A 14,446-nucleotide genomic window follows, 5' to 3' on the forward strand; every position below is an offset into this window, starting at 1 on the left:
TAAAAGATACGAGGTTTAAGATGATGGTTTTATGCATGCAAAACTGAATGTAATTTGCATTTGAAGAGTATTCGGACGTGAGCGAAGATTTTTGAGGACGTTAGTCAAATTATTTTACAAGTTATAGACTATGCCCTGTAAAATTGGATAGTTATTAGAAATTAAACACCCATGCATCCGAATAGATTTGGCATTGCCGGTGTTTATGTCCGCCGAATGATTTATGATTGTATTTTTTTTAAATACGATTGTGTTAAAAATTAATACGATGAATTACCTCACCGCACTTTTCCCTTCGGCAAGGGCCGAAATCATCCGGCTCCTTTTTTCCGATTCGAGCCGGTCGCTCCATCTCCGCGAACTGGCCCGCCTGAGCAAGCTGACCACGGGGGCGCTCCAAGGGGAGGTGAACAAACTCAACGGCACGGGTTTGCTTCTGGCGCGACGTGATGGCAACCGCCTCTATTTCAGTGCCAACCCGAAGCATCCGCTTTATCCTGAACTGCACGGCATCGCCCTGAAAACAACAGGACTGATTGCGCAGGTTACCCAAGCCCTCGATGGGCTTGCCGGCATTGAACAAGCCTTTGTCTTCGGCTCGTTCGCATCCGGCACCGCCGGGCCGCAAAGCGATGTTGACCTTTTTGCCATCGGTTCGACCGGCCTGCGTCGGCTCGTGCCGCGCCTGCGTCCTGTCGCGGACGCACTGGGACGTGAAATCAATCCTTATGTGATTTCTGCAAAATCATTCACTGCAAAGGCAAAATCCAAGGATGCTTTCATCACGAGTGTCCTTAACTCACCCAAACGCTGGATAATTGGAAACGACCATGAGCTTGAAAACCTGGCAAAATAACGGCTGGCTGCGTCCGCACCAGACCACTGTCGCGCAAATCGCCGAATGGATTCGTCAAAACCATCCTGCGCTCGCCCCTCTCGGTAATCCCTAATCCTTCTTCCCATACATGTCCCTGTTGCATGCGGGGCCAGTTTGCGGAGCGCGTTCGTGCAATCTGGCTTGCGAATGCGATTTTCCAAAAATCGGGACACGGGGATTGGGGTTGCGGAAATGGCGATGGTGAATCGCCCTTCAGGCATGATTCTGGGTTGGGACAGTTGCAGTGCCGTGAGTCGTTCGCCGGAGGTGGTGGGCGGGATTCCTGTGTTCAAGGGAACCCGCGTGCCTGTGACCGCTCTTTTTGAGAACCTTGAGGATGGCGCCACGGTTTTGGATTTCTTGCAGTGGTTTCCGGGGGGCACGAAGCAGCAGGTGGATGCCGTGCTGGAATTTGCCGCAAGGAGCCTGCGCGTGTGGTCGTGGAAATCCTCTTGGATCAGGGAACGCCTGCGCCGTTGCGCGATTATCTGTCAGGCCATGTCGTGGAGACCGCCCACGAGCGTGGCTGAGGTGCCAAGGTCAACGGCGACTCGTTGAACGCCGCCGAGACTGCCGGGTTTGAGTGCCTGATCACGACTTCTAAGAAACTCCTTCCGAAGCCGGTAGGAATGAGGGCGAAGCCGAGGTCGCGGGCGTGTTTGCGAAGGCCGTCTTCGCGGCGTTTTTGGTAGGCGGCTTCGTTGCGGGCAAAGGAGGAGTCGTCGTAGGGTTGTCCGGATTTAAGCAGGTGGTAGATAATGCGGGCGAGTTTATGGGCGGTGGCGGTGATGGCCTTGGGGGCGCCCAGTCGAGCCCGCATGCGCCGGAAGTAGTCGCCGAGGTGGGAGTTGCTCTTGCCGGCGCTGTAGGCGGCCATGCGCAAGGCCTAGGCCGGGCGGCTTTTCACGCTGCGGGTGTGTGCGGAAAGCACCTTGCCCCCGCAGATGCGCTGATCGGGACACAGACCCAGCCACGAGGCAAAATGTTTGGACAAAGGAAACTTGGAGAGATCTCCGCCGACCTCGGAGAAGAGCGTGTGCACGTTGATCGTGCTCAGGCCCGTCAGGTCCACCCCAAGGATGCGGTGCAAGTGGGTGCGCAGGTCGAACTGCGGTTGGTTGCGTTCGGGCTTCTTGCGCTGGCGTCCAACGGGAGCGGGCGCCGGCTCCCGGGTCTTGCCATCAAAGGCGCGCAGCTGCCGCTCTATCTCCCGGTCGCAGTCCTGCACCTGTGTTTGATAATGCCGGTAAATCGCGAGGGCCTGCCTCAGCGTGAACAAATGCTCGGGCCGGTGGTCACCGACCAAGGCCTTCATCATCGTGACCTCGCCCACCTTGATGCGACGGTCGCGCAGGGCGGCCAGCGTGCCCGGATCGCGTTCGCCTTTGAGAATCGCATCCAGGATCGCCAGGCCGGTGACGCCGGTCAGCTCGCTGATCACGTGATGAAGGTGCAGGTTCATTTGCGTGAGCGCCTTTTGCATGTGCTGCACGTGCCGGGCGGCCGACTTGATCAACATGTCCCGGTGCCGCAGGTAGGCCCGCAAGGCGCAGACCTGGTCTGGCGGCCGGAACGATCCGCGAAGCAGTCCGACGGTGTGCAGGTATTGCAGCCACTGGCAGTCGAGCACGTCGCTCTTGCGGCCGGGCACGTTCTTCACCTGGCGGGCGTTGACCAGACGGACCTCAAAGCCCCGTGTCTCCAGGATCTGGAAAACGGGTATCCAATAGACGCCGGTGGACTCCATGACCACCGACTTGATCCGGCACTGCGCGAGCCAGTCGGCCAAGGCATGCAACTCTTCGGTGAACGCCCCGAAGCAGCGCACCGATTCTTCCGCCCGGTCGGGCGGCACGGCGACGAACAACTCGGTCGCACCGATGTCGATGCCGGCGCTGTCGGGCTGGATGATTACGGGCTGGCTTTGGGCTTTCTTTTTTGGACGTCGGGACATAGTAAGAAATGCCACCTGCCGGGACGGCCCGGATTTATGCGAAAAGGAAGCGGTAATCTTCTAAACGAGATAGCCACCTCGCGGTGGGCCTCACCAATGACTTTGCGCACCTATCTCCGGCACCACGCTGACAAGCGGGCTTTATCAGGGGCACCACTGGCGCGTCGGTGTTCAGCTTGCCTCCCGGCAGGAGGGCGGTGGCGCGGGGAAACGGATCGCGAACCCCGCGCCACTCCGCAAAAATGCTGCTTGTGACCGTAAACCGGCTTGACTTTCGTCAGTCCATGTATCTATCTGTAGATATGCCAACTGCAATCACTCGCGCCAAGTTATTCCGCCACGGTGGCTCACAAGCCGCCAGACTTCCCCGTGATTACCGGCTGCCCGGCAAGGAAGCAGCGATTTCACGCACGCCCACGGGCGGCGTCTTGCTCGAACCGCTGAACGCCGATTTTGAAAAACGGCGTCGGAGATTCTTCGCTCTGGCAGGTTCATGCCCCGATCTGCCCGACGTGCCGCCGCACACAACTCCCGACATCTTCCGCGACGAATGATTTACTTGCCCGACACCAACGCGGTCTCCGCGTATATGCGCGGAGACAACCCGAAGCTCGTGCAGAAGATGCAGGAGTATTTCGGAGAACTGTGCCTCTCGGTGATCGTCCTCTCTGAACGAGAATTCGGGGTGACGAAGGGAACCAGCGCGCATGCCCGACTGAAGCTCGCCGAGTTGGCCCAGACATTGCCGGTGGAGCCATTCACCCGTGACGACTGCACCCACTATGCTGCGATCCGTCACGATCTGGAATCGCGAGGCATGGGCATCGGGCCGATGGACACACTGATCGCAGCTCATGCCCTCCGCCTCGGCGCGACGGTTGTTACCCGCAACGTCAGCGAATTCCGCCGCGTGAGCGGACTAAAGGTTGAAAACTGGCAGGAGTAGGACTGGTCGAAGACAGTGCGCATTTGTCGCCGTCCATTGCTGGTTTCCGGTTAATTTGGGTTTTGTTCCACCGCGTGGATGGAGTGTGGGGCCGCTGTGGAGATGTGGCCGCTATCCTTGAAAACACGGCCCGTCTTGTCGGTGTGGCGGCGCAGACGCCAGTGATGTTGCAATCCCGGTTTTGTAGTATGATGAGGGCGGCGTAGGTCATTCATGCCTGTGCCGCCTTGGCACCAGACCGTCACGGCAAACGCCTGCGCAGATGCCGGATGGCCGGCAACACAAACAGGGCGGCGACAAACCAGAGGCTCATCGCACCGCCGCCGCCGCCAGTGTTGCCGTTGCCGGGGTTGTTGCCGCCATCGCCAGTGCCCCCGTCGGTGGCGGGGGCGGTCGTGGCGGTGAGCCAGAGCGTCGTCACGGTGCCGCTGGCGGTGAGCTTGCGGATGGCGTTGTTGTTGAAATCGGCGATGAACAGGTCGCCGGTGGCGGCGTTCACCGCGAGGTTGGGGCCGGGCAGTTCGTTGCCGAAACGCGCGGTCAGGGCGGGGCCGTCCTCGAAGCCGGGCTCGGTCGCCGAGCCGGCGACAAGGGCGAAGCCGCCGGTGCCGGTGAGGCTGCGGGCGTAGATGGCGGCGGTGGGCTCCTCGGTGGAAACGTAGAGCAGTTGCGCGGCGTCGTCCACGGCGAGGTCGGCTGGATAAAAGTTGAACATGCCGCTGAGCGTCGTCACCACGCCCGCCGGGGTGATTTTGCGCACCACGCCGTAATCAGCAAGAGCCCCCCAGCGCGATTCGAGCGCGTAGATGTCGCCGGTGCCGGCGGACACGGCGAGGCCGTAGATGCCGGAGTCATACGCGGCACCGCCGTCCAGCGTGGCCAGCGTGCTCACGGTGGCGGCGGTGGCGGCGCCGGTGCCGGTGAGCGTGAGTTTGCGGATGATGCCGTAGGCGGAATTGTCGTCATAACTCCCGGAATGGTTGTCGGCCACATAGACGGTGTCGCCGGAGGCGTTGGCGGACACGTAGGCGATGTCCTCGAAGCGCGCGGCGGCACCGGGGCCGTTGGCGGTGCCAGTCTGGCCGACAGCGCCGGCGAGGGTCGTGACCGCGCGCGTGGCGAGGTCAACGCGGCGGATGACGTTATTGCCCGTGTCGGCCACGATGAGGCCGCCGCCGGCGAGCGCGACGCCAAAGGGCCGGTGGAAGCGCGCGGCGGCGCCGGTGGTGTCGGCATGGCCGGGGGCCGCGCCGTAGTCGCCCGCGAGCGCGTAGGCGGTGCCGGCGGCGGTGCCGGTGCCAGGGAGGATTTTGTGGATGGAGTTGCCCGCGACACTGGCGGCGTAGAGCGCACCGTCGGGGGCGCGGACGAGGCCCGAAGGGAAATGGATGAGGTCGGGCACGGGGTCGGCGGGGCCGGCGGAGCCGCCGCTGAGGTTGGCCGCCTGTTCAAGATGCACATAATTGTAGGAGCTGGTCTCGGTGGCGATATGGATGCTCGTATAGCGCCTTCCGCCGCCCTCCGGGTTTGCGTCGTAGGCGAGGGTGACGGCGCCGTTGTTGACACCGGCCGAGCCGGAGGTGATGCGCGCCCAGGGGCAGGTGTCGCTCCACGAGTCGGTCTCGTAGTCGTAGCAGCCGGCGATGGTTGCCGACCACACTATCGAGCCGCCGCCGAGGTTGGCCACGGCGAAGGTCGCGGTGCCGGAGCTGGTGCCGGGCGTGTAGCGCTCATAGGGCGTGACGGAGAACACGGGGATTCCCGGCTGGGTGATGGTCATGATGGCGGGACTGCCGGTGGCGCCGGGGGCGGTGAACCGGATTTGCGCCGTGCGCTCCAAGCCGGTGGGGTTTTCGTCGAAGCTCACGCGAAGGCGGTTGTAGTTTATGCCGGAAGCGCTGCCGGAGGTGTAAGGCTGGAGGTCATGCGCCCACCAGCCGCCGGACAACTGCTCCGCCGTCCACTCCAGCGTGCCGCCGCCGAGGTTTGCCACGACGTAACCGATCGTGTAGGCGCCGTGGTCCGGCAGGCGCGTGTTGAGCACGACAGAGAGCACGGGCGGCGCGGAGGCCGCCGCTTGCGTGACGGTTACGGTGGCGGGGCTGCCGGTCGCGCCGGCGGCGGTGATTTGGACGCTGGCGGTGCGCGCGGCACCGGGGTTTGCCTCGTAACTCAGCCTGATGGTTTGCCAATTCGTGCCGGAGACGACGCCGCCGACTTCGGGGATGACGGGGGTGGCGTCGGTGAAAATCAGCCACTCGCTGCCGGAACCGGTGACCGCCGCCGACCACGGCAGCTCGCCGGAGCCGCCGTTTCTTATGCCGAAGTTCGCCGTGCCCGCCGCCGCGCCGAGCGACAGGCCCGCGGTGGCGGAGACGATGAGCGCGGGGCCGGTGGTTTGGGCGGCGGCGGGAGCCGGGGCCGCGACGGGCAGGAGCAGCGCCGCGAGGAACGCGAACGCGATGGGTTTGGCGGGTGTTGTATGTGTTTTCATAGACGGGCGGAGAAAAAGCGGGGGCGGTGTTCAGGCAGGGGGGCGGCGGCGGGGCGGGGACGGGTGGCTCGCCCGTGAAAGTGGAAGTGGCTTCCCAGCCGCTTGGACGGCGTGGAGCGTTGTCGGCTTGGGTATCAGGCTTCGGTGGCGCGATTCGGCGGCGGTGGCCAAACGGCAGGCTGCCGCTTCCACTTTTTTCGGCCTGCTCCGTTTCATCCGGGCACAATAAGCCCCGGAAATGGCGTTTTTGGGGTGGAGAATGCCCCTAGCGTGGGAGCGTGGGAGCGTGGGAGCGTGGGAGCGTGGGAGCGTGGGAGCGTGGGAGCGTGGGAGCGTGGGAGCGTGGGAGCGTGGGAGCGTGGGAGCTAACGTCTCCCTCAGCGAAAATCTTGCCGGTCAAGCTCATTTCCAAGTGGTTGTAAGTTTGTGTGGTGGTTTCAACGACCCGTGCTCCAGATGCGCAAGCCACGCGCAGAAAACCCCCCGGCGGCGCGGTTGGCAAGGGCAAAGATAAAAAGCTCGTGATTCGACGTCAACAGCTTGTGAAAGATCGCCGACCTGGGCGCGGTTGGCATGCGATGCCGCGGGCGGCGCGTGGGCGACTGGGTGCGCCGGCTTCCATTCGGCTCCTTTTTCGTAAAATCCCAAAAACAGCCATAGCGAACCCATGACCCAGCCAACGACAAAGGGCGCGCCGCGCGCCGGGCATCTCATGCCGTCCTGCGTGGTGGTATGCACCGGCCCGGTAACGGGCCTGGTTGCCGGCGAGGTGGCTGGCGGCTTGTCTTTCGGGGCGGACGGGGAGGCGCGCACATGACGGGTGGCGCAGTCATGGTTGCGCCGGTTTCCGGCGGGGGCATGGAGGACGGGGAGGACGACATGTTTGTCTCCCTGGTCGTGGAGCGCCCGGACGGGGAGGCGGGGGTGCTGGAGGGCGCGGTGACGCCGGGCATGCTCAGGGAGTATGAGCGCGCGGAGGCGTTGTTGCAGGCGGAGGTGTCCGCATCCGGCGGCGTGGCCGCCTCGCTGCCCGGGGTTACCGTGGAGTCGCCGCCGGTCGTGCCTTTGTTTTACGAGGGCACGGAGGAACTGGATTCCCGGATGAAGCAATGGGGCCTGCATCCGGTGTTCGGCCCGGCGTTCAAGTTTTGCCTGGGGGCGGCCGCGCGGATCGCGGATATCCTGACGGCGTCTTTTGCCACTTCCCGCAGCCGGCTGGTTTATTCCAAGTTCAACCTGGGCCTCGGTTTTTTGTGCCTTTTTTTTGCGCCCCTGGTTTATTTTGCGGTGACGTGGTTCGCGCTGGATTCCAGCCTGGTGATGCCCGGGGTTTTGCGCCGGGTTCTCGGCATTGTGCGCTGGGCGGTCCCGCCGTTGTGTTTTGTGGCGGGCTGGAGTTTTTTACTGGGTGGTTTGCGGCAGCAGCAGGGAATGGCTTTCCGGGAGTGTCTGCGCGAATATTATGATCCCATCCCCGCGTTTTCGGCCGCGCCGGTGTTTTCGATCGGGCATTTGCTTTTGTCCCTCAAAGACACGCATGTTAATTTTATCAGTTTCGGGGGCATCGGCTCCGGCAAGACCGCCAGTTTCGTCAATCCGATGTTACTGCAATTTTTTAGAAAATTGAATAATCCGGATCCGTTTGCAGTGACCGCCCGGTTCGGTGGATTGATTCTGGACGTGAAGGGGGATTTTATAGATTTTGTCATATATTGTTTCCGGCTGACGGGCCGGCCCCTGACGGATCTGGTCATTATTGACCCGGATATTGATTTGATCCGGTACAATCCCCTGGACGGGGCGGACCGGATGCGGTTTGCCGATGAAGGCGCGGAAAAATTGGTGACCATCATGCGGTTGATTTCCGCGAACAAGGGGGGCGGTTCGAAGGACCCGTATTGGGACAACACCTCCAAGTCGGTGATTGCGGCGGTGTTGAGGACATTGCAGGTTTTGCGCGAGACGGGGTCGATTTCCCTGGCGGACGTGGGGCGTTACGCGCGGGACGACGACATGATGGAGGCACTGATCCGGGAGGCGACGGAGCGTCTGGCCCGGGATCGTTACAGGTTATCGGAGGAGGAATATTACGGTTATCTGGATTCGGTTACAAAATTGCGCACGGAATGGGTGAAACTTTCGGACAATACGAAGTCGATTCTAAAGACGACGATTTCGGAGATGCTGGGCCCCATCGTGGCTTCGGCCACGTTGCAGAAGGTGTTTTGCCGGGACACGAATTTTTCCTTCAGGCAGAGCGTCACGGAGGGCAAGGTGGTGCTGTTTCGGGGCGGTTCGCTGCCCAAGAGCACCAACCGGCTGCTGGCCGCCTGCTTGAAACTGGATTTCCAGGCGTGGGCGCGCCGCCGCAATGGCGGGACGATGGCCTTGTATGGGCTGGACAAGGAGGGCAGGGATCGGACGATTTTATATGTCAACGACGAATACCAGGAAATGGTGACGACGGGGCAGGGGGGCGACGAGGAATTTTTCGGGGTGTCGCGCTCGTGCAAGGTGTGCGCGATCATGGCGACTCAGCATGTGTCTTCCTTGTATAACGCCGTGGGCGGGCCGGAAAGCCAGACCCATACCTTGATCCATAATCTCTGCACTAAGGTTTTTTTAAACAGTCCCGACTCGAAGACGGGGGAGCTGGGCGAGTATTTGGGCGGAAAGTTTTTGGAGGAGGAGCTGCGCGAGACGGTGGACCGGGGCGACAATATATTGCCCGTCCGGGGCGATCCCGCGGGCAATTCCGTCGCGGTGGAGAAAAAATTGCAGGATAGTTTCCGCAAGGATCGCTTCGCGAACCTGCTGACCATGGACCTGGAAAAGTCGAAGGACGGGCCGTGGTATTCGGAGGCGTTCGTTTATCACTACAATAGTGTCACCAAGGGTGCCTCGAAAATGTTTTTCACCCGGCTGGCGCATTGTTATGCGCCGCGTAATTACATGGCGGAGCTGTCCCATGCGTACACGATGCTGCTGAGGGATCGCAACGCGCAGCGGCAGGTGATGACCTCGATGCTGGGTTTGCAGGCGCATGCCGCGGTGCTGCGGGAGCGGAAGATGCTGGAGTATGCGGAGGCGCGCGCGGTGGCGGAGCATGATTTGATCGAGCGGGCCTGTCCGGTGGAATATCGTTCGAGGGAGGAATCCTCCAGCGAGTTGTTTGCGCGCTACAATCAGGAGGTGGAGAAGGCGAAGGAGGAGATGAAGACGGCATCGCCGGAGCAGAAAAAGGCGCTGGAGCTGTATCGGGACCGGATGTTCGCCCAAGCGTGCAAATACAAGGTGGATCAGCTTATTGTCACTTCGTCCCGGGCCTGTTCGATGTTTGCAGGCATGCTGCCGCTGACCAATTTGATTGACGGGGTGGTGTTGCAGGAAACCGCGCCTCCGGGGGCCCCGGATTTGGATGATCCCCTGGTCGATTCTTCCCTGTTCGAGTATGCGAATGAGGTGAGGCGCGGGCTTTCGGGAAAGCCTGCCTTATTGTATCGGGTTCCACATGGCGGTTTGGCGTTATCGGAGGATGGCACGGATTTGCATTCGGGCTTCGAGGATTTTGAATTTCCCAAAAATGTGCGCCCGACGGAGGAGGATGCGGTGGATCTTGATGCGGATTATGAGGGGGATGAAATATTGGATTCTTGGGATGATTCCCGTCTGGAGGCCGGGACTGATGATTCGTTTGACGATGAATTTGTATCGGATGCGGAGGCGCGGGTTTCCGGCCAGGCATCCTCCGCGTCCGCCATGGAGGGAGCCGCGGCGATTGTTTCGGCGGGCTCGAAAGGCGTGGGGCATTTGTTTGCGGGGGATTTTGCGCGGGGTGGGGCTTTGATTAAAAAAGCACTGGATTCCGCCCGCGTGTCCGGCGGTGCGGAACCGGTGCAGACGGCTTCGGTGTCCGCGGCTGCGGAGGAAAAGCCGACCGGTAGCCCGGATGATTCTCCGGAAGGGGAGGGTGGGGCATGAACGGCGGTATGCCTGATTGCAGGGACAAGGCGTCGCAGGGGCGGGAGGCTCGGGAGGGGCGGGACTTTTTGGAAAAGGGAGAGGTTGTCACATGAGTTTACGCTTGGAGTATGTTTCATATTTGCCCGGCGGTTATTATACCCCGCTGGGAGCGGCGGCGGGCGGGCATACCCGGCTGGTGCCGGTCGAGTGTTATGCGTTGCAAGGGGATGTCAGGGACGCGGGTTCCATCCTGGCGCTGTGGGCGTGCGTGGCGGTCCGGTATGGCACGGTGCTGGCAGCCGAGACGCTGATGGGGGATTATGCGGTTTCAGATATTTTGGATTTGGGCGAGTCGGGCCGGTATCCGGTGTCTTATGAATCCCCGTTGCGTTTATTAAAATGGTGGCGAGCGCGGGAGGCCGCGTTTGTCGAGCTGGAGGCCGCGTTGAAATCGGGCCCGGTGTCCTGGTTCATGAATATCTTGCACGGGAACGCGCTGGTGTCTTCCCTGGGCTGGCTGGTGGCGAGTGCGAATTGCCGCCCGGCGGGCCTTGGCTATGAGTTGCCGGATATCAAGATGCCGGAATCCGGCGCGGCATCCGACGGAGGCCGGACCTTGGATTTGAAGGGCATGGAGGCGGTGTCGTATTTAAAGAAGGGGCGGTTGAAGATTGCCACGATTCTGGACGCGCTTATGCCCGGAGCGGAGACGGCGCCGATAAAACCGGAGGCGATCGCCGGGAATGATGGCTTTTTGAATTTTCACCGGGAATTGCTTCAGTCATTCCGGGGTTTTTTGGCAAAGTATGTCGCGGTGGTTCCCGAGGTGGGCTCCCGGTTTGTCAATGTGCCGGACATGCAATTGGGCATCGCCTTGGCGGATTTGCATGGCGCCTTGATGCGCGCCTCGTTTCCGGATGCGTTCACCGCCATGCGTGATCTGGAGGAGCTTCAAGCGCAGAAGATCCGCGATGAGAAAGCGGCGCAGAAAAAAGGCGTCGCCCCCAAGCCGGGCGCGGCGCCTTTCGCCGGCGCGGGTGTTCCCCCGGGCATTCCCGGCGGCGCAAAATTGGCGGCCGCGAATGCCGCGTCCGCCAGCGGCTCATAATTCGTCGGGCGGAAATTCCCCGGGTTGGGGAAATAGGTTTTCCTTCGCGGCCGGATTTCTTCATTCACAGCAATTGGCTGAATAATGTTTTGGCTGGAACCACGGTTGGCGTGTCGGTCTTGAAGCAATCAGCCTTCACGAAGGGCATGTCCAGGACGGCTTGGAAGGCATGCGCGGCGCCGGTTTCATTTTGGAAATGGGCCAGCGCCGGTGAAAGTGATGTTTCCGCTTTCTTGATCTCGATGAGAATCCAAGGTTTGCGATCGCGCACGACGAGAAAATCGACTTTGCGTTTTAATTTGTCCCGCAGGTAACGCAGTTCGAATTCGCCGAGCCCCATGTCCGTCCAGCCCTCAACCGCCTTTAGTAAATGGCATGCGGCAAATGTTTCGGCGCGAGCCTCCTCGTCATCCAACCGGGACCAGTCGCGCAAAAACCATTTGGGTTCCTTGCGCAGGGACTAGGTCACATTTTTGAACCAAGGGCGAATAAGAAAACCATAATGCAACCGTCCCAGCAAGTCGATCCAGCGTTTGATGGTGTTGAGAGAGACGCCGGTTTCATGGGCGAGGTTTGCATAAACAAGTTGTTGCCCCGAGCGTCCCCCCAACAGCCGCATCAATAATTCGATTGTGCCAAGATCCTGCACTTGGGTTACCTCACGCAGATCTTCACGCGAAAGTTGCTCATGGCGCAGCGCGGCCCAGCGCCTGGTGAAACGAGGGTCGCGTTTGATGAATGGCTCGGGAAACCCGCCATGCACCCAAAGCGCATCCCAGTCTTCCCCGGAGATTTCCTGTGGCTGGCGGATCGGGTCAAGGGGGAGATCGGTATACAAGCACTCGGCCACCGTCCATGGGTGCATGCGATACAGCAAATATCGGCCCATCAAACTGTCGCCCCCGCGCCGAAAGACATCAAGCCTTGAACTGCCGGTAACGATCAGCCGCACCTTTTTCCCATGCGTGTCGAAGAAACCCTTTAAGAGCGATTTCCATTTCGGGTATTTATGGAGTTCGTCAAGCGTGGCGACGGAAATCTTTTTCTGGAGTTGATCGAGCCGCAATGTGCCGGCGATCGCCGCCGGTCCTGAGAGCAGGAGTCTCCGGTCATCAAGGTTGTCCCAATTCAAATATAGCCTTTTCTAACAACATTGACACAAATTGATGATGGTTTGGAAGGGATTGTTGGAAGAGGGAAGCAGCGGACGCAGAAGCCTTTTGAATTTAGCCCAGAAGTGTTCGATCGGATTAAGGTCGGGCGAATAGGGTGGGAGGTATTTGAGTCTTATCCCCTTCGCGGCGGACAGTTCCGCCGCAGCGGAGCCGTGGTGGAATCGCGCGTTGTCGAGCACCACCACGCTCCCTTCGGGCAACACCGGCAGCAGCACTTTCTCAAAATACGCCTCCACCACTGCCGCGTTGCAGGCTCCTTCAAACACCATCGAGGCCACCAGTTTCCCTGACTGACAGGTTCCGATTACATTGGTGCGTTTGCGTAACTTTCCGCTCACTTGGGCGGGGATCTTTTGCCCGCGCAGCCTGTTCGCGATACAAACCGTGCTCAATCCACTCGGTGGCACTTTTGTTGCGTCTAACTTTTCGAGTTCCTTGCCGAAGGCCTCCGTTGCGCCTCGTCGCGTTCCCGATACTCGATGGCTTTTTTAATGTGATGCCCAGTTGGCGCAGCCGCTTCCAGATGGCGTGACGCCCCACCTTGAGTGCGGAACTGATTTCAGCGAGCGTTGCGTCCGCATTCCCGCCCGTAATCGGCGAGCTTTTGCGGGTCGAGTTTGCGCCAAGTCCCCAGCTTTTTTCGCCTCCAATGCGCCCTTTCTTCCGCCTCAAGGTAGCGGTAAACCGTCTTGCGACCCACCTTGAAAAGCGCAGCCGCCTCGGCCTTGCCTCCTCCTTACAAATCCCACTATCCGTTCCCGCAGGTCTATCCCATAAGCTTTCATATATTCCTTTTTCCCATCTCTCTGTGTCAATGTAAAGGGAATTTAGTATAATTTTATGTAACTAAATCGTCTCTGCATTCCGCGTCAAAGTTTTTTGCAAACATGCTGCATGCTCCATGCAGACGCACCCCGGCACCGTGTCATGATGCACAATCAAAAATAAGGGCAGGATTTTCGGGTGCGGCTCTTTGCCCCGCGCGGCATTGCCAAGGGCGCAGGCGTTTGGCGGCCTCGATTGGTTGGCGGGATCGGCCGGCGTGAATCACCTTTGGAGTCGAAAATTTATTAAAATGTTTTCAGATACAGAAATATAAAAAATAACGAGGGGCCGCGGATTCTGCCCCCAAACCTGACCAAACGAGAAATCGTTCTGGAAATCTACGAGAAGACGGAGATTCCGCAGAAAGAGGTCGTCACGACCGTTCAGATGACGCTCGACATCATCATGAGGGCTCTCGCGGAGGGCCGTAATGCCGAGCTTCGCAATTTCGGCGTCCTGGAAGTGCCAAAACGCAGAGCCCGTGTCGGCCGCAACCCGAGAGAACCCGGCGTGGACGTTGTCATCCCCGCGCGCGCCGCGGTCAAGTTCAAGTCCGGCAAGATACTCAAACAGTTTCTCAAAAAAATCGACACGGCGAAACTCTAGCCGCCCGGCCGCGGCGGCGGAGACACATCGGGACCGGGGCGTCCGGCGCATACGGCGCGGATGCGGAGGCAGGGAGGAATGCGCGGGGGACCCGGCTATTTCCCCTCGTCGCGCGCCGCCGCGTCCCCGCTGGCCAGTATCCAGCCGAGCAAGCCTTGCGCGATGTCGTGGCAAGCGGGCTGGTAGCGTGTGCCGGTCATGCGCAGCCCTTCAACAACGGCTCGACGAATGGCCGACCCTTATCGAATGGCCAGGCGAGGAGGATCAGCGCGGGGAGCGTCGGCACGCCACCACCACCATCGTTTCCGCCGCCACCAGTTCCGCCTCCACCGGTGCCGGTGATGGTGATGGTGAGGGCGACGGTGAGCCAGAGTGTGCTGGCAGTGCCGCTGGCTGCGAGTTTGCGGATGGGGTTGCAGCCGGGAAGCCGTTCATCGCGTTTTTTCAAAAACTTCGAGAGTTTGGAGCAAGCTGGCACGCCGGTTTCCGCCGTGCGCT

The 14,446-nt window shown here is 60.5% G+C and carries 12 protein-coding genes and 2 pseudogenes; 7 read left to right on the forward strand and 7 right to left on the reverse strand.

The window, feature by feature from the left end:
• Positions 1–223 precede the first annotated feature (223 nt).
• Positions 224–856, forward strand: a complete 633-nt coding sequence (locus OH491_RS23630; RefSeq protein WP_084441823.1) for a nucleotidyltransferase domain-containing protein — start codon at positions 224–226, stop codon at positions 854–856.
• 240 nt (positions 857–1,096) lie between these two features.
• Positions 1,097–1,435, forward strand: a complete 339-nt coding sequence (locus tag OH491_RS23635) for a DUF433 domain-containing protein (RefSeq protein WP_342751102.1) — start codon at positions 1,097–1,099, stop codon at positions 1,433–1,435.
• 73 nt (positions 1,436–1,508) lie between these two features.
• Here the strand turns inward: OH491_RS23635 and OH491_RS23640 are convergent.
• Positions 1,509–2,831: pseudogene (locus OH491_RS23640) on the reverse strand (IS110 family transposase); the annotation flags it as partial.
• 242 nt (positions 2,832–3,073) lie between these two features.
• On the opposite strand from OH491_RS23640, the gene OH491_RS23645 reads away from it, so the two are divergent.
• Together OH491_RS23645 and OH491_RS23650 are read left to right on the forward strand one after the other, a co-directional pair.
• Entirely contained in the window at positions 3,074–3,385 is a 312-nt protein-coding gene (locus OH491_RS23645; RefSeq protein ID WP_334319020.1) for a hypothetical protein, read from the forward strand.
• Positions 3,382–3,777: a type II toxin-antitoxin system VapC family toxin gene (locus tag OH491_RS23650; RefSeq protein WP_068768757.1), complete on the forward strand. Its 396-nt coding sequence runs from the start codon at positions 3,382–3,384 to the stop codon at positions 3,775–3,777. Before OH491_RS23645 ends, OH491_RS23650 begins: the two co-directional genes overlap by 4 nt.
• Positions 3,778–4,018: 241 nt before the next feature.
• Here OH491_RS23650 and OH491_RS23655 read toward each other — a convergent pair whose 3' ends face one another.
• Positions 4,019–6,271: a BACON domain-containing protein gene (locus tag OH491_RS23655; protein ID WP_068768756.1), complete on the reverse strand. Its 2,253-nt coding sequence runs from the start codon at positions 6,269–6,271 to the stop codon at positions 4,019–4,021.
• Positions 6,272–7,102: 831 nt separating this feature from the next.
• On the opposite strand from OH491_RS23655, the gene OH491_RS23660 reads away from it, so the two are divergent.
• Together OH491_RS23660 and OH491_RS23665 are read left to right on the forward strand one after the other, a co-directional pair.
• Positions 7,103–10,252 carry a type IV secretory system conjugative DNA transfer family protein gene (locus OH491_RS23660; RefSeq protein WP_334319019.1) on the forward strand — a complete coding sequence of 1,050 codons (3,150 nt, stop codon included), beginning with the start codon at positions 7,103–7,105 and terminating at the stop codon, positions 10,250–10,252.
• 121 nt (positions 10,253–10,373) lie between these two features.
• Positions 10,374–11,342, forward strand: coding sequence for a hypothetical protein (locus tag OH491_RS23665; protein ID WP_145928556.1), 969 nt, complete (start codon positions 10,374–10,376; stop codon positions 11,340–11,342).
• Between the two features lie 64 nt (positions 11,343–11,406).
• Here OH491_RS23665 and OH491_RS23670 read toward each other — a convergent pair whose 3' ends face one another.
• The 4 genes and pseudogenes from OH491_RS23670 to OH491_RS28295 all read right to left on the reverse strand — a co-directional run.
• Positions 11,407–11,775: a hypothetical protein gene (locus OH491_RS23670; protein ID WP_145928555.1), complete on the reverse strand. Its 369-nt coding sequence runs from the start codon at positions 11,773–11,775 to the stop codon at positions 11,407–11,409.
• A gap of 27 nt (positions 11,776–11,802) precedes the next feature.
• Positions 11,803–12,474, reverse strand: a complete 672-nt coding sequence (locus OH491_RS23675; protein ID WP_068768752.1) for an ATP-binding protein — start codon at positions 12,472–12,474, stop codon at positions 11,803–11,805.
• Positions 12,475–12,486: 12 nt separating this feature from the next.
• Entirely contained in the window at positions 12,487–12,924 is a 438-nt protein-coding gene (locus tag OH491_RS28290; RefSeq protein ID WP_425429180.1) for a transposase, read from the reverse strand.
• Positions 12,925–13,076: 152 nt separating this feature from the next.
• Positions 13,077–13,241, reverse strand: a pseudogene (locus tag OH491_RS28295) (hypothetical protein); the annotation flags it as partial.
• 410 nt (positions 13,242–13,651) lie between these two features.
• Here OH491_RS28295 and OH491_RS23685 point away from each other — a divergent pair.
• Positions 13,652–13,948 carry an HU family DNA-binding protein gene (locus OH491_RS23685; protein WP_342751103.1) on the forward strand — a complete coding sequence of 99 codons (297 nt, stop codon included), beginning with the start codon at positions 13,652–13,654 and terminating at the stop codon, positions 13,946–13,948.
• 196 nt (positions 13,949–14,144) lie between these two features.
• Here OH491_RS23685 and OH491_RS23690 read toward each other — a convergent pair whose 3' ends face one another.
• Complete coding sequence (locus OH491_RS23690) at positions 14,145–14,396, reverse strand: hypothetical protein (RefSeq protein ID WP_068768749.1); 252 nt, start codon at positions 14,394–14,396, stop codon at positions 14,145–14,147.
• Positions 14,397–14,446: the final 50 nt, after the last annotated feature.

This window comes from Termitidicoccus mucosus (assembly GCF_038725785.1).
Classification (GTDB): domain Bacteria; phylum Verrucomicrobiota; class Verrucomicrobiia; order Opitutales; family Opitutaceae; genus Termitidicoccus; species Termitidicoccus mucosus.

Bases quoted from the DNA above. Each gene is read 5' to 3' on its own strand.
- OH491_RS23650 (WP_068768757.1), top strand. From the start codon at position 3,382: ATGATTTACTTGCCCGACACCAACGCGGTCTCCGCGTATATGCGCGGA.
- OH491_RS23635 (WP_342751102.1), top strand. From the start codon at position 1,097: ATGATTCTGGGTTGGGACAGTTGCAGTGCCGTGAGTCGTTCGCCGGAG.
- OH491_RS23630 (WP_084441823.1), top strand. From the start codon at position 224: ATGATTGTATTTTTTTTAAATACGATTGTGTTAAAAATTAATACGATG.
- OH491_RS23655 (WP_068768756.1), bottom strand. From the start codon at position 6,271: ATGAAAACACATACAACACCCGCCAAACCCATCGCGTTCGCGTTCCTC.
- OH491_RS23645 (WP_334319020.1), top strand. From the start codon at position 3,074: ATGCTGCTTGTGACCGTAAACCGGCTTGACTTTCGTCAGTCCATGTAT.
- OH491_RS23660 (WP_334319019.1), top strand. From the start codon at position 7,103: ATGGTTGCGCCGGTTTCCGGCGGGGGCATGGAGGACGGGGAGGACGAC.